This is a genomic window from Marinomonas rhizomae (assembly GCF_024397855.1).
GTDB classification, from domain to species: domain Bacteria; phylum Pseudomonadota; class Gammaproteobacteria; order Pseudomonadales; family Marinomonadaceae; genus Marinomonas; species Marinomonas rhizomae_A.
This window is the reverse complement of the sequence record NZ_CP073343.1, coordinates 1,596,378-1,616,433: the sequence shown is the minus strand read 5'-3', so window position 1 is coordinate 1,616,433 and position 20,056 is coordinate 1,596,378. Positions and strand designations below refer to the sequence as shown.

Annotated in this window: 17 protein-coding genes; 9 read left to right on the top strand and 8 right to left on the bottom strand. The window is 42.6% G+C overall.

Annotated elements, in window-relative coordinates:
• Positions 1-19: 19 nt before the first annotated feature.
• The 9 genes from KDW99_RS07485 to KDW99_RS07445 all read left to right on the top strand — a co-directional run bounded on the left by KDW99_RS07485 (position 20) and on the right by KDW99_RS07445 (position 10,980).
• A complete protein-coding gene (locus KDW99_RS07485; protein WP_255828676.1) occupies positions 20-748 on the top strand; it encodes a nitroreductase family protein in 729 nt (242 codons plus the stop codon).
• Positions 749-844: 96 nt separating this feature from the next.
• Positions 845-2,020, top strand: a complete 1,176-nt coding sequence (locus KDW99_RS07480) for an efflux RND transporter periplasmic adaptor subunit (RefSeq protein ID WP_255828675.1) — start codon at positions 845-847, stop codon at positions 2,018-2,020.
• Positions 2,017-5,121, top strand: a complete 3,105-nt coding sequence (locus KDW99_RS07475) for an efflux RND transporter permease subunit (protein ID WP_255828674.1) — start codon at positions 2,017-2,019, stop codon at positions 5,119-5,121. Before KDW99_RS07480 ends, KDW99_RS07475 begins: the two co-directional genes overlap by 4 nt.
• A gap of 99 nt (positions 5,122-5,220) precedes the next feature.
• A complete protein-coding gene (locus KDW99_RS07470) occupies positions 5,221-6,045 on the top strand; it encodes a MipA/OmpV family protein (protein WP_255828673.1) in 825 nt (274 codons plus the stop codon).
• 104 nt (positions 6,046-6,149) lie between these two features.
• Positions 6,150-6,830, top strand: a complete 681-nt coding sequence (locus tag KDW99_RS07465; RefSeq protein WP_255828672.1) for a response regulator transcription factor — start codon at positions 6,150-6,152, stop codon at positions 6,828-6,830.
• A complete protein-coding gene (locus KDW99_RS07460; protein WP_255828671.1) occupies positions 6,805-8,205 on the top strand; it encodes a sensor histidine kinase in 1,401 nt (466 codons plus the stop codon). Before KDW99_RS07465 ends, KDW99_RS07460 begins: the two co-directional genes overlap by 26 nt.
• Positions 8,206-8,284: 79 nt before the next feature.
• Positions 8,285-9,883: an ATP-binding protein gene (locus tag KDW99_RS07455; protein WP_255828670.1), complete on the top strand. Its 1,599-nt coding sequence runs from the start codon at positions 8,285-8,287 to the stop codon at positions 9,881-9,883.
• Complete coding sequence (locus tag KDW99_RS07450) at positions 9,880-10,563, top strand: response regulator (RefSeq protein ID WP_255828669.1); 684 nt, start codon at positions 9,880-9,882, stop codon at positions 10,561-10,563. Before KDW99_RS07455 ends, KDW99_RS07450 begins: the two co-directional genes overlap by 4 nt.
• Positions 10,564-10,665: 102 nt before the next feature.
• Positions 10,666-10,980, top strand: coding sequence for a nucleoside-diphosphate sugar epimerase/dehydratase (locus tag KDW99_RS07445; protein WP_255828668.1), 315 nt, complete (start codon positions 10,666-10,668; stop codon positions 10,978-10,980).
• 105 nt (positions 10,981-11,085) lie between these two features.
• On the opposite strand, the gene KDW99_RS07440 is transcribed toward KDW99_RS07445, so the two are convergent.
• The 8 genes from KDW99_RS07440 to KDW99_RS07405 form a co-directional block, all read right to left on the bottom strand.
• Positions 11,086-11,556, bottom strand: a complete 471-nt coding sequence (locus KDW99_RS07440; RefSeq protein WP_255828667.1) for a hypothetical protein — start codon at positions 11,554-11,556, stop codon at positions 11,086-11,088.
• 257 nt (positions 11,557-11,813) lie between these two features.
• Entirely contained in the window at positions 11,814-13,277 is a 1,464-nt protein-coding gene (locus tag KDW99_RS07435; protein ID WP_255828666.1) for an NAD-dependent succinate-semialdehyde dehydrogenase, read from the bottom strand.
• 36 nt (positions 13,278-13,313) lie between these two features.
• Positions 13,314-14,933, bottom strand: a complete 1,620-nt coding sequence (locus KDW99_RS07430) for a BCCT family transporter (protein ID WP_255828665.1) — start codon at positions 14,931-14,933, stop codon at positions 13,314-13,316.
• A gap of 223 nt (positions 14,934-15,156) precedes the next feature.
• A complete protein-coding gene (locus tag KDW99_RS07425; protein WP_255828664.1) occupies positions 15,157-16,650 on the bottom strand; it encodes an aldehyde dehydrogenase in 1,494 nt (497 codons plus the stop codon).
• Between the two features lie 11 nt (positions 16,651-16,661).
• On the bottom strand, positions 16,662-17,696 hold the full coding sequence (locus tag KDW99_RS07420) for an LLM class flavin-dependent oxidoreductase (protein ID WP_255828663.1): 1,035 nt from the start codon (positions 17,694-17,696) through the stop codon (positions 16,662-16,664).
• Positions 17,693-18,601, bottom strand: coding sequence for a flavin reductase family protein (locus KDW99_RS07415; protein WP_255828662.1), 909 nt, complete (start codon positions 18,599-18,601; stop codon positions 17,693-17,695). Before KDW99_RS07415 ends, KDW99_RS07420 begins: the two co-directional genes overlap by 4 nt.
• Entirely contained in the window at positions 18,594-19,427 is an 834-nt protein-coding gene (locus KDW99_RS07410) for an alpha/beta fold hydrolase (RefSeq protein WP_255828661.1), read from the bottom strand. The genes KDW99_RS07415 and KDW99_RS07410 overlap by 8 nt, the downstream gene beginning before the upstream one ends.
• Positions 19,399-19,998 carry an amino acid synthesis family protein gene (locus KDW99_RS07405; RefSeq protein WP_255828660.1) on the bottom strand — a complete coding sequence of 200 codons (600 nt, stop codon included), beginning with the start codon at positions 19,996-19,998 and terminating at the stop codon, positions 19,399-19,401. The genes KDW99_RS07410 and KDW99_RS07405 overlap by 29 nt, the downstream gene beginning before the upstream one ends.
• Positions 19,999-20,056 lie beyond the last annotated feature (58 nt).

Below are 20,056 nucleotides of genomic sequence, written 5' to 3'. Positions count from 1 at the left end.
TACATAAAAGAGAAACAAAATGAATAGCATAACTAACGAACTAAATTGGGACACTTTCCAATCAATAAATCATCAACGCAGGGCCATTAGAGACTTTTGTGACAAAGCAATCTCCGAGGACGAGATCTACGCGATATTAACCGAAGCACAATTCGCTCCATCCAGCGTTAACCTTCAGCCCTATCAATTCCACTGGATCAGAGATTCAGCCAAAAAAGCCAAAATAGCAGAGTTTTGTAACGGTCAAAAAGCCGCCCAAACCGCTGCTGAAATTATTGTCATTGTTGCCAATACAGACTTTGCACGTGACACGATTGTTGAGCAGCTTGCCAATATTGACCGCTCTACAACCATGCCTGATAAGTCAAAAGACTATCATCGAAAAAATTTAACCAAGTTTGACAAAATATTAAAGATTGGCGGCTTGCCGATCTGGACACCCATCGTTTCACTTCTATCGATGTTGCGCCCTTGCCTTTCTTTACTGCCAATTGGGCATTTAGGTAGTCGTCATTGGGCTGCCAGAAACGCAACCTTTGCGGCACAAACGTTAATGCTTTCCGCGTCTGCAAAAGGTATTGATTCTTGCCCAATGGAAGGTTTTTCTTCAGCGAAATTAAGCAAACTTCTCAACCTCCCTCGTGGTGCTGTTATCCCTGTCGTGATTGCTCTGGGTTATCGATCAGAAACTGCCAGAGTGGAAGAACAATCCCGCCGCAGTTTAAAAACCATCACCATCGAACACTAAAGCAAATACCTGTAAGTGTTGGGTAATAGTTGACGAATTAACCTAAGCCTTTAATTAGCCACTATTACCTAACAACTGCACAGAGGAATAACCGTAATGAGTATCACCAACCGATGGGGGACAACAAAAATTTCAACACACAAAAACGTACTGCTTATCGCTCTAGTGGCAAGCAGTAGTCTAGTTGCAGCACTGTATTTTTCGTCGCCAGTTCAAGCATCTGACAACATCATAAAAGCAGAAGCGGCACTCACTGTGACGACGTCCAAAATACGCTCACTAGAATGGCACAGCAGTCTTCAAGCATCGGGAGACATCGTCGCTTGGCAGGAAGCTATCATTGGCGCTCAGCTTACTGGATTACGGTTAGTGGACGTATTGGTCGATGTGGGTGACTCAGTAACAAAGGGACAAATCATTGCTCGCTTTGATAGCGCTAGCCTTATTAATGAAAGAACCCTATTAAAAGCGAATCTTGATGAAGCATCCGCTTTAGTGACACAAGCTTATGTAGATTACAAAAGAGCATTTGCCCTTAGCCAAACAGGCGGCATCAGCAGACAAAGTTTGTTACAAGCCGAGACCCAGAAACAGACCACAGCCGCTGCAGTAGCGGCGGTTAAAGCTCAGCTCGCATCGAATACGCTGCAATTAAGTTATATCAATGTCGTTGCTCCTGACGATGGTGTTATTAGCTCGCGCTCCGCGACGCTTGGCGCTATAGGCTCAGTGGGACAAGAACTGTTCCGCCTCATTCGAGACAACCGCATTGAATGGCATGGTCAACTGACCGCAATGCAAGCAACGCAACTAGCAATAGGTCAAAAAGTGACACTTGATCTTGCTAATAATAGTACGGCGACAGCTTACGTACGCCAGATTGCACCCACCATGAACCCACAGAACCGCATGATCACAGCGTATGCGACCATTGAGCCGAATAACCAAGCTCGTGCTGGCATGTTTGCCACTGGGACGCTTCAACTCAATAAAACATCAGCACTTGTTGTACCCGCTGCCAGCGTGGTAATCCGTGATGGCCGCAGCTATGTGTTTGAGCTGGTTGCGGCAACCCAGCAAGTAATACAACGCCCTGTCGAAGTAGCACGCCGTCAAGGCGATTTTATCGAGGTCACAGGTAACATAAAGGCCGAGGCTACCATCATAAATCAAGGAGCAGGCTTTCTTAGTGAAGGCGACATTGTAAAAGTAGTAAGTGAAAACACATCAAGCACTGACTCTGCAATACCTCAAAAGCAGGAAACACTATGAGCAAGTTGACTGAAAATTTCGCTACTTGGTCTATTCGTAACCCTATTCCGACCATTTTACTGTTTGTTTTATTATCTATCGCAGGCATAAAAAGCTTCCAACAACTGCCTATCGCTGAATTACCTGATGTTCAATTACCCACTATTTTAGTGACACTATCACAGCCAGGCGCGGCACCAGCCCAGCTTGAAACTGAGGTAGCTAGAAAAGCAGAGGATGCATTAGCGACATTATCGAGTTTGCGCCACATACAAACAGCTATCTCCGACGGAGTAGTCAGTATCCGCGTTGAATTCATGTTAAAGAAATCACTTTCTGACGCATTAATTGAGTCTCGTAATGCGTTGGATAGAATCCGTTCTGACTTACCCGATGATTTACTTGAACCATCCGTAAGTGCTGAAACAGTAGATGCCGACACATTACTTACCTATGCAATCAGTACGCCACATATGAATGAAGAGGCACTCTCTTGGTATGTCGACAATACAATTAGTAAAAGGGTTCTAAGCGTTCCAGGACTAGGACGTTTCGAACGGGTCGGAGGTGTACAGCGCGAAATACACATCGAACTGGATCCAACTAAGTTAACAGGACTTGGCGCGACAGCAAGTGATGTGTCCCAAGCTCTTCGCAATGCGCAGTTGGAATCATCTGGCGGCAGAATGCAGCTTGGAAATACGGAGCAATCGGTTCGTACCATATCAACTGTTAAAACAGCGGCAGAATTGAACGCCTTTTCGATTGTATTGGCGGATGGCCGTCAATTACGACTAGACCAAGTGGCCAACGTAAAGGACACAACTGCAGAGCGCAGCCAAATAGCGCTTTTAGATGGCAAAGCCGTCGTGGGCTTTCAAGTTTATCGAGCAAATGGTTTTGACGAGACAAAAATCGCGGCAGGCATTAAGAAAGAACTTGAAGACCTAAAAGCTAAAGACGCGGTTGACTTCACTTTGGTTTATGACAAGGTTTCTGAAACGGAGGAGCAATACAAAGGTTCAATCAATATGCTTTTCGAAGGAGCCTTTCTCGCAATATTAATTGTCTGGTGGTTTTTACGTGACTGGCGCGCAACACTAATCGCTGCTACCGCATTACCTTTATCAATCCTCCCTACTTTTACCGCGATTTACTTTCTCGACTATTCATTAAATACCTTAACTTTACTGGCGCTTGCAGTCATTGTTGGCATCCTAGTAGACGATGCCATTGTTGAAATAGAAAATATCGAACGTCACGCTAGCATGGGGAAAGACATCAAGAAAGCAGCGGGAGACGCTGTTACGGAAATCGCCTTAGCGGTTATGGCAACCACCATGACACTTGTTATGGTATTCGCCCCAACCGCCATGATGAGCGGTGTAACAGGACTGTTCTTCAAACAATTTGGCTGGACGGCAGTGGTCGCCGTGTTGTCATCCTTGTTGGTCGCGCGGTTATTAACGCCTATGATGGCCGCCTATTTACTAAAACCCAAAGTACATAAAAAAGACAAAAAACAAAGCAAACTGCTGACGCTTTACTTGTCTATTGTGCAGTGGACTTTAGCCCATCGCCTTACCACACTGATCGCTACTTTTGTGCTTTTTGCAGCCTCTATTTCCTTAGTGCCACTGTTAAATACCGGGCTTATGCCCGCCTCCAACACAAATTATACCAGTGTTAATATTGAACTCGCGCCAGGCAGTGCCTTCAATAAAACGTTGGAAAAGTCAGAGGAAGCGAGAAAAGCACTCATGGAAGTTGCTGGCATTGACCACGTATTTACAACCGTTGGTGTTGCCGGTGGCGAAGACTCAAGTGGTGATATCCGCAAGAGTAAATTGACATTGATTTTAAAAAAACGCGGTGAGCGAGCGACACAAAGTGAGATTGAAAAAACCTTACGTAGCGTTTTAATTAATGTACCGGGTGCAAGGTTTTCTGTCGGTGGTGGGCTAGGACAAGAATTATCACTCATTCTTGCCAGTGACGACAACGCTGCACTTAAAGCCAATGCGGACAGTCTTTTAAAAGAATTACGTGGTGTAAGCGGCATTTCAAACATTGAATCTACAGCAAGTTTAGAACGCCCTGAAATCATTGTGCGACCCAACTTACAGCGTGCTGCAGAACTTGGTGTATCAACTTCCGCCATTGGCGATACGATCCGCATTGCGACCAGTGGTGATTACAACTCTCAGCTTGCTAAACTGAATTTAGATGCTCGACAAGTTTATATTCGTGTGCAGTTGGCTGACAGCCATCGACTCGATATAGAGACACTGAATAATCTGCGTGTGCCAGGACGTGACGGACGCCTTATCCCTCTTTCCAGTGTGGCCTCCCTTTCCTTTGAAAGCGGGCCATCGCAAATAGATCGATATGATCGTGAGCGCTTTATTACCATCAATGCAAAACTCAATGGACGCGCATTAGGCGATGTGGTCAGTGCTGTTTACGAGTTACCTACCATCAAAGGACTGCCTGACAACGTACACCTCACTGAAGCGGGTGACGCAGAACTGATGAACGAACTCAGTTCTGGTTTTAGTACCGCTATCATAACCGGTTTACTATGCGTGTTATGCGTACTTATCCTGTTATTTAAAGATATGGTACAACCAATAACTATCTTATCTGCCATACCTTTGTCTTTAGGTGGTGCTTTTGTCGCCTTATTGTTAACAGATAGCGAATTAGATATCCCCTCAATGATTGGGCTCATTATGTTAATGGGCATAGTCACTAAGAACTCTATTTTGCTTGTGGAATATGCAGTGATGTCGATAAAACAGCATGGGGTAACCATGCATGACGCTTTGCTAGATGCCTGTCATAAAAGAGCAAGACCTATCATCATGACCACCGCGGCAATGATTGCCGGCATGTTGCCGATTGCCATTGGTTTAGGCGCTGATGCAAGCTTTCGACAACCCATGGCAATTGCTGTTATTGGAGGGTTAATCACCTCTACTCTCTTGAGTCTAATTGTTGTCCCTGTGGTATTTACCTATATGCATGGCTTAGGAAAAAAAATCACAACCTTCTTCAAAGGCGAGCCACCTATAAACAGCAAGAATTCCAATAATGGAACGACTAAGACAGAAAGCCCGTAAAAGTAATTCAGATTATAACTCTAAAAAACAAGCTCGTAAGTGTTCCGTAATATTCTACGACTTACAGTAAAAATTCGTCTTTCAAGAATTGAGGAAAACATGAAAAACAAGGCTAAAACAAAAGAAAAACACACAAAATCCATTATATATGCTCGATTAAAACGAAATAGACTATTTTTTAAATATAGCCTTGCATCTTTTGCATTGACACTTTTGACAACAGGGGAGGCGCTAGCAGATGGCACAACATCAGTTGCGTTAGGGATTGCCGCTGGCGTTAGTGGTTCTGAATATCGTGAAGTAGATAGCGACCTCGCAGCTATACCAATAGTGTTGGTTGATAACTCTTGGATATATCTTCTGGGTTCGACGTTAGATTTAAAAGTCGCCGAGACCAATAGCATCGCTTTTACTATACGCGGTAAATATGGACTCGGTGATGGTTATGACAGCTCAGATTCTTATATTTTTGATGGCATGGACAGCAGAGATTCTAGTCTCTGGGTTGGTCCAGCAATGACATGGAGTAACCCTATGTTTGATTTAAAACTTGAAGCTCTAGTAGACGCAATGAACAACAGCGACGGTCAACAGGCCTCCTTTTCAATTTCAAAAGGCTTTAGCATTAGTGAGCGCCTACAAGTCGAGCCGAGCATTGGCACAACATGGTATAGCGATAAATACGTTAACTATTACTATGGTGTAAAATCCTCTGAAGTAAATGCAAACAGATCACAATACGATGGAAAATCTACAACAGTTTTAGATGCTGGCGTTCGTTTCAATTACGCTATAGATAAACAGCAGTCATTAGCATTAGATGTTAGTGTAAAACAATTCGGTGATGAAGTTGAAGATAGCCCCTTGACCGATAAAAAGACGACAGCGGCGGCCTATCTAGGCTACATTTATCGCTTTAAATAATGCTTCTTTGACAAAAAATAGAAGCTAAAAAGAAGAACAGCCCTGCTTTATGACATCGTTCGTTATAAAGCAGGTTTTTTATTTTTACCTAGTCGTTTATTTTTATGAATCGAATCATCTTAGTTGAAGACAATGCTCGCCTAGCTCAAATGGTATCAACGGCATTACAAAAGGTCAGTATCGAGTTGGATATTTTCGCTAATTTAGCGATGGCAAAACATGCCCTAGAAGCACAAGATTATGGCTTAATCGTACTTGATAGAGGGCTTCCTGATGGGGATGGATTAAGCTTACTTAAAACCTTACGTCAAAGAAACGTAACAACCCCATGCCTCGTATTAACCGCCAGAAATGCTGTACATGATCGAATAGAAGGCTTGGAAACAGGAGCAGATGACTATCTTGTAAAACCTTTTGCCATGGATGAATTAGTCGCCAGAGTTCGGGCTCTGCTACGAAGGCCTACCGCTATAAAACCCCTATCTCCCATTTATGAAGATATTACCTTAGACGTAGACAACGCTCAGCTTAAATGCGGCACTCAATCTGCCACTCTCGCAACTGCAGAAGTTCAAATTCTATACATTTTGATGCGGTCTGCAGATACAACAATAAGTCGAACGAAGCTTGAACAAGGAGCATGGGGCTTAAATCAAGCAGTCACTCCTAATGCGTTAGATGTCGCACTACACAGAATACGCAAAAAATTAAGTACCTTAGGCTCACAGGTAGTCATCTCAAACACTCGAGGGCTTGGTTATGCTGTCTCTAAAAAATCGCTTTAAACACAGCCTCAAGTATCGATTAATCATTACTTTTTTTGCCGCACTAACATTATTAATCAGCGGTATTTACAGCTATTTATTTGTCATGAACCCTAATCTGCTTATTAATCATATTTTAAATGAACAAGCAGAATTTTTAATCGATGAAATTTACACAAATAGCATGGGAGCACCAGAACTCTCCATACAAAAAAACAACCAAGATGAGCACTGGGTATGGATTTATGAGACATTAAGCGAGGATCTTTTTTACCAAATTATCAATCCACAAGGAGAAGTTATATTAGCATCAACGACGCACACAAAAACATTCGCTCCAGACAATATTTCATACAATAAAAACACAAGCTATTTCACGTTCACCCATAATAACAAGCTTTTCTATGCCCTTAACGAGCCTTTGAGTGCGATGTATACTGGCTATTACATACAAGTAGCAACAAGCCTAAGGCTTCTAGAAGTATTTCAGATAACAAAAAGATCGCCTATATCAAAAACCGTTTTACTCGTCTCTATACTGTCGTTATTTATTGTCAGCTTTGCAGTCATAATTACCATACATTTCATGTTACGACCGTTAAGAGAGGCTTCTAACATTGCGACCAAGATAACACCCCAAAATCTTCAAGGTCGCTTATCCATGATAGAAATGCCAAGCGAGTTAGTACCGCTAATCAGCGCCTTCAATGCAACGCTTGAGAGATTAGAGCAAGGCTATAAAGTTCAGCAAGAATTTTTGGCAACAGCAGCACATGAATTAAAAACACCTTTATCACTCATTCGTGGCGAAATAGAAATGCTTGAAGGGGTCAACTCTAAAAATATAATGCTTGAAGACGTTGATCATATTTCACGCCAAATTCACCAATTATTGCACCTGGCTGAAGTTCGTGAATCACACAATTATGCTTTTCAAAAAGTAGCGCTTATTGATGTGGTCAATGATGTCTCTCATTATTTATCACGTCTTGCCAAAAAACACGACACTTCCATTCAAATACTTGATGATGTCAAAAGCCTTCATCTCAACGCAGACGCAAGTACACTTTTTATACTGCTCAAAAACCTCATTGAAAATGCCATTTATCACTCTCCCGCCGGAACCACTATCGATTTAACTATGACACAAAGTACAGTGAGCGTTCGAGATTATGGCCAAGGAATTGACGAACAAGACATGGCTTTACTCTTTAATAGATTTTGGCGTGCTCCCAAACAAAAAATTAACGGCGCGGGTTTAGGTTTGGCTATTTGCTTGGAAATTGCTTCGATTCATGGCTGGAAAATCACCGCACATAATTCATCGCCAGGTGCTTCATTCGTTTTAGATACGTCACCTCAAGAGCCAGAAAACGAACCAACGAGAGAGCCCTAATCTAATTTTACGTAATCTTTAGTGATATCTCCGTATACTGTATAATCGCGTTCCATCTTTTATTGATCCAGATACGCGAATGACTCTAAAGTCTTATCTTGCCTTAATTACTCTCTCCACCATTACTCTTATAGTACTGGCAGTCGGTGTGGTGCTGGGCTATTCCCTACAAAAAAGCTATCTTGATAGCATTAGCCAACGAGGCTTAGAACTCGGCCGAGTCATAGCGCACAATGAAAAGGTCATTCAGGCCGTCGAGTTAAGCAATCAAGATAAAGCCAATGATATTCAATCCTACGTAGAAATGCTTCGCGCTCAAACCGACGCATCTTATATCGTTGTGGTGAATAAAGACGCCATTCGTTTAAGCCACCCAGAACTAAATAGAGTGGGTAAACACTTTGTCGGTGATGATATTTATCAAGCATTGAGGCAAGGTAAGGATTACACAAAAGTCGCCGTTGGCACGCTAGGTCAAGCGATTCGAAATTCAGTCACCATCCGAAAAGATGGCCAAATCATTGGGGCCATTAGCATTGGTTATCTGTCCCAACCCACCAGCGAGTTAATCTTCAAACATTTGCAAGAAGCAGGACTGCTAGTCGGCTTTGTGTATCTTCTTGGTATCGTCATAGCTGGCTTTTTAATCCTAAAACTAAAACGGACTTTTTTAAGCTTAGAGCCAGAAGAAATCGTTCAGAAATTCAAAGAACACGAATTAATTTTAGACAGTATTCGTGACGGCATTGTAGCCATTGACCATGAGCAAAACATTACAGCGATCAATAGTATGGCCATTGAATGGTTAACCATGAATGTACTCAGTGCGTCTCAGGTTGTCGGAAAGCCGTTAAGCAATCAATCTCAAAGCCTTTCTCATTTTGCCCTAGAGGCTCAAGGGCAAATTACGCAAAACCGTTTCAATTTAGGCAAGCTAGAATTCATCGCGACCTTATACCCAATAAAGGTAAAAAATGGTGATGTGGGTTACGTTATTGTATTTTTTGCAGATCATGGAGAAAAATCACTAGAACAAGAACTAACCGCCACAAAGAACTACGCGGACTTATTACGCGCTAAAACCCATGAATATTCAAACCATCTCAATGTTTTGTCAGGTATGTTACAGGCAGAGCGCTATGTGGATGCTATCGAATTTCTTCAACAAGAAAGTGACGGCGACCAAGTCGTGCTAAGACAGATTATTAAAACCATTGAAAATAGCGCGGTAGCCGGCCTTATTTTCGCCAAACACAACAAAGCTAAAGACCTTAAAGTCGACATGCTTATTGAAAGCGATTGTCAGCTTGGTCGATATCCCTCCACAACTAATGAAGCCCTCGTCACATTGGTAGGGAACCTTATAGATAATGCCCTATTAGCCGCATGGTCAAACAGATTACTTACGTCACCTTTTGTTAAGCTGTATATTAGTGATCGTAATGCTCACATCATGATTCAAATAGAAGACAGTGGAGCTGGTGTAGATGAAAAATTAGAAAGTCGGATTTTGGACTTTGGTGTCAGCAGTAAGCACAACTCTGAACAACATGGTATCGGGCTTTATTTAGTGAAAAAGGTTGTCGATCAATATCACGGCAGCCTTGATTGGGAACGCAGTGAGATGAATACCACTGTTTTTAGTATTTATTTAGACAAACGAGCGCTAACAAGATGAATCGCATTCCGGTCATGATAGTGGAAGATGATCTACGTGCTAGCTACGTATTAGAAAACACCATCAACCAACACTCAGATTTTTATGTAGCCGCTGTCTGTGAAAGCATGCTAGAAGCAGACCTAAAAGCAGAGGCTTTTGACCCTGAACTTATTATGGTAGATATTTCCCTACCCGATGGTAGCGGCATCGACTTAGTAACATCCTTAAAAAGCAAAGGCATCAGAGCCGCTTTTATGATGACCACAGCGGAAAGAGAAACCGCCACTATCGAAAAAGCCATCCAGCTAGGCGTAATGGATTACCTAGTAAAGCCCATTCGAATGTCACGAGTGCTGCAAGCCCTCGACGATTATTTAGACTTCAGAAAGCGGATAACGAAAAACGATAAAATAGATCAGCAAGACATAGATGCTTTATTTAGAAAAAGCGCATCGATAGACAGCACTCGAAAAACACCAAAAGGCATTGATGAAAACACGCTAGAAAAACTAACTCAGCATCTTGATACTATGGGGAACGCCCCATTCACAGCTGAAGAAATAGGTGATGCCATTAACCTCAGCCGCATTACCGCCAGACGCTATCTTGAATACTTAGAGGCCCAAGGCCAAGTCAGCATGGCATTAGATTACAAAACCGGTGGCAGACCTAAGCAACGCTACACCAAGACTGTGTGATCTGACATGTTTCAAGCAATGCAGCTATTAAAACAATTTTTCAGGTATAGAATCGCGCCCAAAAAAGTTATTTTTATTGGTATAGATTACCTGTGTTTTTCTTTGTCGAAATCCTTAATCGACAACAATAAAAGCTCGAAACAACCTATTGAAATCACGGCATTTATTGATGACGAACCTTGGAATAATCGCACTCAAGTTCACGGTGCAACCGTTTTCTCACCAAGTGAAATATCTGCACTTGTTCGAAGGCACGATGTTGCCTTGATCATACAAATAGAGGGAGAATCAATCAGCATTGCTGACAACATTTGGGAAGGCATTTTAAAAACAAACGCTACACTTGTCACCTTGAAGCAAAACCAAGACCTAACAACAATGCAACAAACGGTTTATCAAGCATGCCTAAAGAGCTAACGTAAGCCCTAAACGAAAGACAGCATCCATCAGCTTAAGACTCAAACCCTTTATAAATTAACCGCTACCCTTCTAGTTTAATAGCGGCTAACTGTGTTTAATAATTTAATAGGCCTTAGCAGAAGCAACTTGCTCGTTAGACATATTCATAGCGGTTTTAAGAGATTGAGTTGAAGACATCGCCATCACATTCAATTTATCTGTGTAAGCATCCTTTGGCAGTTTAATATCGCTACGTTGTGCTATTAAGGTTTTAAACTTTTCAACATCTATTGAGTCAGGACCATTTTTAATCGAGTTCAACTCATCTTCGGTTAAACTTGCCATGCCACCACCAGGTAAGTAAATAGCACCGGTAATAAAGTCCACACCAAATGCAACAACGCCAGGAACAAAGAAAAACAATAAGCCGATAGCATCCAATGCAGCGACGCCGACATCGATTTGACCATTTGTTTGACCGCGACGCTCAGGGTAAAGCAAAGTACCACATGCCGTCACTTGCGTAATAAGCAGCGCAGCGGCAACACCTCGCGCTAAATGAGTAAAGCCTCGATTTTTCTTCAAACCTGTCATACTTATTCCTTATCAATGATTAGCACTCTCTTACTCTAGCTTGAATAAGCTACAAAGCACAAACCTCATCATTTTTATTTCACAATGCTTTCGTACTAAACAAACAGGGCTTACTTATGAAATACAGAAAATAGTAGGATATGACGAAAAAGGTAACACTACGAAAGTGCCTAGATACACTTAAAAACACTATTAATTATTAACGCTGAATATGGAGAATCCCCCAAGCCTACTAGCTTGGGGATTCTCCATTCCTATCAGATATCCCCCATACACAAGTATTTGATTTCTAAATAGTCTTCTAGTCCATATTTTGAACCTTCGCGCCCCTGACCTGATTCTTTTACGCCACCAAAAGGTATCATTTCAGAACTGATGGCAGTTTCATTGATCCCCACCATACCGTACTCAAGCGCCTCACCAACACGCCAGATACGTGCGTGATCCTTAGTGTACATATAAGCTGCAAGTCCAAATTCAGTATCATTAGCCATGGCAACGGCTTCTTTCTCTGAACTAAACTTAAACACAGGTGCGACAGGACCAAACACCTCTTCTTTGGCAAGACGCATTGAAGCGCTTAAATCTCTAAGAACTGTTGGCTCAAAGAAATAATCTCCATTACTGCCAACACTGCCCCCGATACAAACCTTCGCCCCGAGACTTACCGCATCATCCACCAAAGAGACAACACCAGCCACCGCCTTTTTCGTAATTAAAGGTCCCATTGTACTAGTAGAAGAGAGTCCATCGCCCAGTACAAACTCAGATACACGTGCCGTAAAACGACGGATAAACTCTTCGTAAATAGAGTCCTGAACCAAAATACGATTGGCACATATACAAGTCTGACCTGCATTACGAAACTTCGCTATCAATGCACCTTCAACTGCTTTATCTAAGTCAGCATCTTCGAATATCAAAACAGGTGCATTCCCACCCAGCTCCATTGATGTTTTCTTAACGGTTTTTGCAGATTGTTCCATCAATATCTTGCCTACTGCCGTAGAGCCCGTAAATGTGATTTTTTTCACAATAGGGTTAGATGTCAGTTCTGCGCCAATCGCCTTTGAATCCGTTCCTGTTATGACATTAAATACACCCGCTGGAAAACCAGCTCGATCGGCCAATTCAGCCAATGCCAAGGCTGAAAGCGGTGTTTCAGATGCGGGCTTTAATACAATCGTGCAACCTGCCGCTAATGCTGGAGCCACTTTACGAGTGATCATAGCATTGGGAAAATTCCATGGTGTAATCGCGCCGACCACACCGACAGCTTGCTTAATCACTAGTGAACGTCGGTCTGAGGTAGTGCTTGGAAGAATATCACCATAGATACGTTTCGCTTCTTCAGCAAACCATTCAATATAAGAAGCACCATAAGCCACTTCACCACGAGACTCTGCAATCACTTTCCCTTGTTCAAAGGTCATAATTAAAGCCAGATCTTCTTGATTCTCCATAACAAGGTCAAACCAGCGACGCAAAAGAGAAGACCTTTGCTTGGCAGGTACTTCTCGCCACTTTTCAAAAGCGGCTTGAGCAGCATCAATGGCCAGCTGTGTTTCTTTAACCCCTAGATCCGCGACATTGGCAACCACATCACCAGTCGATGGATTAAACACCTCAAATACTTTTTCAGTCTTGGTTTGCACCCACTGTCCATTGATAAATCCTGCGCATTTAAGTAATGAAGGATCTTTTAATTTTTGTTGTAACATATTTGCTCCATTGAGAAATCATCCTCAGTAAATAGCTTAATTTGACGCAAGCTCTTCTTTTGAAGAAACAGACTTTTCCTGAGAACCACTACCTGCAAGATCATTTTGGTTGTAACGGATGCCATTAGCTTCATCAGCCAAGCCTTTCACCAACGCCCAACACATAAACAATAAAACAACAGAGAAAGGTAAAGCGGCGATAATTGACGCAGTTTTTAAAGAGTCCAACCCACCAGCAATCAATAGAATAGCTGAGACAGCACCAAGCCCGATCCCCCAAACAAGACGCAACACTTTAGATGGGTTCTTATCACCAAGTGACACTATTGTACAAATGACCAAGGTTCCTGAATCCGCAGAGGTCACAAACCATGTAACAATAAGGAAAGTAGTAAGACCTGCCACCAAATTCGTTAAAGATGGCACATTGATCGCCTCAATGGTGCTGTACAAAGCCAATGTAATATTGTCATTCACAACGCTAGCTAGAGAACCATCACCAAGCACCTGAATATGAAGAGCTGTTCCACCGAACACAATAATCCAAATAAAACCGCCTAATGGAGGAATGACTAAAGCAGTCAATAGGAACTGGCGAATAGTGCGGCCACGAGAAATACGCGCAATGAACATCCCAACTAATGGGCCCCAAGACAACCACCAGCCCCAGTAAAATATTGTCCACCAGCTCTGCCATTGACGATTAGGATCCGTATCAACCCAAAACCCCATAGGAATGAAGTTAGTAAAATAGTCACCTAAACCTGATACGGTCATTTTTAGTAAAAACACCGTAGGGCCAGCTAGAACGAAAAACGCAATGACGAGTACGCTTAATCGAATATTCCAAATACTCAATATTCGAATACCTCTACCTACCCCTGAAATAGCGGAAATAGTCGCTATAATCGAGACAATGGCGATTAATATTACCTGAGATGTAGAAGATATTTCGATTCCAAAAAGATAATTCAGGCCGGCGTTCATTTGCGACACCCCAAGACCTAACGTAGTAGCAGTTCCGAAAAGCGTGCTGAATATAGCCAAAAAATCGACAGCATGACCAATAGGACCATAAATTCTATCGCCCAATAGCGGGTACAATCCAGAACGGACGGTAAGCGGCAGCCCTCTTCGGTAGCAAAAATACGCTAAACAAAGACCCACTAAAATATAAACAGCCCAACCGTGAAGTCCCCAATGAAACATGGTTATACGCAATGCCACTCGTGCTGCTTCTAGCGTATTAGGTTGTATCTGCTCCATATCCAAAAATGGATTGCCCTGTAAATAGGTAATAGGCTCTGCAATACTCCAGAACAATAGCCCAGTACCAATCGCACAACTAAACAACATTGAGAACCAGGCGGTAAAACCGAATTCAGGTTTCTCATCATCCCTACCAAGACGAATATTACCGTAGCGACTGAATGCCACCCATACTGAGAAAAATAGTACAAAGCAGACAACCGCTATGTAATACCAACTCATATTAGTTTGGATCCAATGATTAATTCCATTAGCTATATCGTTAGATAGCTTTACATTTAAAACCGAAAAGAGAACAAACGCCCCGACCATCAAAATGGAACCGTAGGACATAATGTTGCGCATTCTCTTATGACTCATATCTTGTTCTGTACTGCTTGGTTTCATTACAACTCCTAAGCATAAGCCTTCAAATATAATATTTGAGTTTATTTTTATTGATTTAGGCTGTTACAGCGCTTTCTTTCTAACATCTTTAGAAGCTATTTATTAGCAATCACATGGCGATGAATGCTTGAATTCATTGCAAATCGAATTCGATTCATTACAAACACCATCCACTCGCTAAAATGCAGATTCAAGATAATTAAAAGGCACAAATAACCTGTATTTATCGCATTACAAATGGATTACCCATAGGTTCACTTGATGTACTAATCCAAGTGGTACGAACCCTGATGTAATCCTGAATAGCTTGAATACCCGCTTCACGTCCATAGCCTGATTGGTTAACACCGCCAAAAGGAGCCATGGGCGAAACGGCCCGATAAGTATTCACCCAACAGATACCAGATTTAATTTGTTGGGAAACACGCATCGCACGAGCTAAATTCTCGGTAAAAAGGCCTGATCCAAGCCCGAACTCAGAGTTATTTGCTAACGTAATCGCTTCTTCTTCCGAATCAAAACAAGCGATAGATAAGACAGGGCCAAATAGCTCGACATGCAGTGTTTCAATATCGTAAGTCGGACACTCAACGATAGTGGGTGCGAAATAATAATCAGACCCAAGATCCTTTAGACGTGTTCCTCCTGTTAAAATTTTACCGCCTTGATTTTTAGCTTTATCCAACGCTCGCTCAATGCCTTCAACTTGTGCCAAGGTGCACAAGGGACCGATATGACTTGTCGCATTCAAAGGATTTCCAACAACAATAGCTGCGGCTTTTTCTAACAAACGCGCCAAAATTTTTGGGTATATATCACGTTGAACATAAACACGAGAACCCGCAACGCAAGACTGGCCAGATGCACCAAAATTTCCTGCGATAATGCCATTTGCAGCACTTTCAATATTGGCATCATCAAAAACTAAAATCGGTGATTTACCACCTAACTCTAATGACGTCACGGCGAAGTTGTTTGCGGTATTTCTAACCACATGTTTTGCTGTTTCTGGGCCACCAGTAAAAGCAAGACGATCAATATCAGGATGGGATGTCAGTGGAATTGCACACCCTTCAGCATCCCCAGTAATGACAGAGACAACACCACTTGGAAACCCTGCCTTTTCAATCAATTTAGCAAATTCTAAAATGGCAATTGGAGCAACTTCTGACGCTTTAATGATCACCGTACAACCTGCAGCTAACGCAGGCGCCAACTTAGTAGCGGTTAAAAACATTTGCGCATTCCAAGGCACGACGGCAGCAACCACACCGATCGGTTCAGGCTTGGTAAAGACATGCATATCTGGCTTGTCGATTGGTAATGTATGGCCTTCTATTTTGTCGGCTAGTCCGGCGTAATAACGGTAATAGCTCGCTACGTATTTGGCTTGACTCTGTGTTTCTGCAGCCAGCTTGCCACTGTCTGTGGTTTCAATTTCGCCTAATGCTTCTGAATGCTGCTCCAATAGATCAGCCAACTTATGCATTAAAACACCACGCTGCGTCGGGCTTAATCCGCCCCATTCTTTCTTAGAAAGCGCATTGCGTGCCGCTTTAACGGCGCGATCAACATCTTCGGCTTCCGCCATGGCAAAGGTTGCCCAAGCTTCACCCGTTGCAGGGTTCGTTGTTGTCATAGAACGAGCATTGGCACCATCGGTCCAGACACCATCAATAAGCAACTTAAAGTGCGGTAATTTATTTTTATTAGACATGAGCCTATTCCTTATTTAAAAGCTGGCATTACTTCATCAATAAAGCGACGTAAAGACGCTTCTTTTTCTTCACGAGTCATGCCGGAATCAGACCAATAAGCAAATTCATCATAACCAAGTGCTTCATAATGCTTGAGACGCTCAATAATCTGTTCAGAAGTGCCTATCATGAGATCGTTTTTAATGGCTTCTTTTTTATAGAATGGGTGATTATCAATTTCCTCTTGAGTAAGAGACTGAATCAATCCCTGATTAATTGGGCGTTCATTCTTAAACCACGCGCCAAAATAACAATAGAATTCATGCAACTTAGTCGCTGCTTTGTCTGCTTCAATCTCATCCTTTGCGACATACGCATGCTGCAAAATCATAATTTTGGTACGACGATCAAACTTGGTGCAGGCTTCGTTGTACTTTTCGATAAGCCCTTCAACTTCCTCTAAACCCAGCCAAAGAGGAGTTACTTGCACATTACAGTCTTGGCTAATAGCGAATTCATGGCTATTAATGTCTCGCGCTGCAATCCAGATTGGAGGACCGTCTTGTGTTAATGGCTTTGGTGAAGACGTGGTTTTCGGAAAGTTATAATGCTTACTTTCTTGTGTGTGATTCCCTTTCCATAACCCCTTGATAGCAGGTACCATTTCTCGTAAACACTCACCGGCTCCCCAAGCGTCCATTCCACCTGGAACCATACGCTCGTACTCAAAAGAATAAGCACCACGTGCAATACCTAATTCAAGACGGCCTTTAGTGATGATGTCTGTCATCGCCGCTTCGCCCGCCAGCTTTATTGGGTGCCAATATGGCGCCACTACAGTTCCTGTTCCCAAGCGAATATTTTTAGTTTGATGAGAAATATCAATTAAATTCAAGAATGGGTTTGGCGCAATAGTAAAGTCCATGCCGTGGTGTTCACCCGTCCAAACCGTCGTCATTCCGCCTTCATCCGCCATTTTACAAAGCGACATAAATTCATCATAAAGATCTTTCTGACGCTGTTGTTCGTCTACCCGCTCCATATGAGCAAAAAGTGAAAACTTCATCGTACATCCCCTTCCAATTCATTACCGACGTATAGGCGAAAAACGCCATTACGCTTTTCTTGAGCGAAACGTGTCACCATAGAGGTTAAGTCTGAAGAAGCAAAAGCCACATCAGCCAAGTCATCAATGGCTACATACTCATAACCATCAGGCGTATTTTCAGAGGCACTCTCAGCACGATAAAAAGCGACAAAATTACCCGCTGTTGACTTCTCATACACAGAAAACACCTGACCTACTTCCGCTTCGATACCAAGCGAAACAAGCATGTTTTTTAGGGTTTGAAGAGAGGAAATATCCGCCTGCATCTTGCCTTGCGGTAAACTAAAGCCTTGATCGGTTTGTTTAAGTAAGAGTTTGCCATTACATTCCAATAACGCTCCGACTTGAGCGAACTGATCATGAGCAATCTCTTCCGCCTTATGCTCCATGCCTAAGCTAAAGTAACCGCCTTTTGCATAGCCTAATCCAAACTTTTCATTACTTGAGAACTGCTCAACTTTGCCCATCAACAGCAAGTGATCACCAGCTTCAACTTTTTGAAATGACGAGCAAGAAAAATGTGCAACTGCCCCCGTAATCAATGGTGTTCCAAACTCATTAGCATGCCATTCCACCTCAGCAAAACGATCCCCTTTAGAACCCGCAAATGTATTCGAAGCATGCTGCTGATCTTCCGCGAGAACACTCACCGCGAAATGGTCACATGACTCAAAAATATCGTAGCTAGATAAGCGCACAGCAGGACATACCAATAACAAAGGTGGATCCATGGATACCGACGTAAATGAGTTCGCAGTAAAACCTACCTTTTCTCCGGTTTTACTTACTGCAGTCACTATTGTTACTCCAGTCATAAAGGAACCAAATGCATTGCGGAGTTCACGTACGTCAAAATTACTCATAAGACATCTCCTTTGATTGAATAAAGCAGCGTGAGGCGAAATCAATCATAATCGGGTTTATTTCATTTGAATGAGTCAACGGGGCCATATGTCGTGCATCTTCAACAACATACGATTCACCTTTAGGGCAAATAGCGGCCATATTCTCAGACATAGAAGGTAAAGAGTTCGGGTCATTACGACTGGTAATAAACATTGCAGGTACTTCAAGCGCATTCAGATCACTTTCAGCTGGACCATCGTTTAGACAAAACACTTCGTAGGCTTGTCGATAGCCATCTAAAGGTGCCTGACTAAGCCATTGGCAGCACAAATCAGCGTAGACAACATCATTGCCTTGAACCGGATAATCAAACCAACGAGCCACAGGACTCGTGACATTTTGCGCGTTAATGTCATGTTTAATTTGCTGAACTCTCGCCAAAACAGCTTTCTTAGCTTCTGCAGATCGACGATAAACCGAGTTAAGAGCAAGCACTCCAGAGCAAAGCTTTGAATATCGAATCGCAAAATTCAGCGCAATCATCGACCCCATTGAATGACCAACCATAACAACAGAGGACTTCAATTCTGTTTTTACCCAACGGGCAATAACATCTGTGTATTTAGAGATATCCGTGCATTCTTTCATCAAATTACTCTCTCCATGACCAGGCATATCGACAGCATAAACGGTATAGTTTTTAGACAAGGTCTCTAATTGATTAACCCAAGCTTCCAGCCTAAGCCCTACTCCATGAATAAGAACAAGGGATGGCCCTTGCCCTAGCTTCACGTAGGAAAGACCTGTCGGAGATTTAAACCGCTGCAGGGTTTTCAATGTCATGCCCTAGCTCCTTCAACTCTTGATAACGGTCACCAATACGATGATGCGGTCTACCGCCTGTAGCACCACCCAACACAACGACAACTTCATCGGCACCTGGTGCATCATTAATATTGAATTGCAGTGTCAAATAGTGAGATCTCTTACCGCCATCGTTCTTATCCATCATAGGAACAGAAATAGACGCGTTGGCAGGACCACGAGTATTGGTAAACGATAAGAAGGATTTCGCTTCTACCGCTTCTCGATAAAAATTACCGAAATGTAGGGTATGAATAAGAGCGGAGGCATGTTCGATCTCACCATTAAGACCAACAAGTGCCGCTTTACCAAAGGCTTCTATCTTGTCAGCGCCGCCAGCTAATTCACAAATTCTATCCGTTAATAATTTTCCAAGCTGTGGGCCGTACTCTAGAACGATTGGTTTTAGGTCTTCAACATACTTACCAGCCCATGGGTTTTTAATGACAGCGGCAACAGCGAACATACGTAAAGGCGTATCTGCTGCTTTAAAACCTTCAACCAGTGTCTCTTCTTCAAAACTAACGATTTTGCGAATTTCTAAAGTCATATCCATTCCTACAATGAAACATTTAATTTGTCATATGGTATACCATATGACACAATAG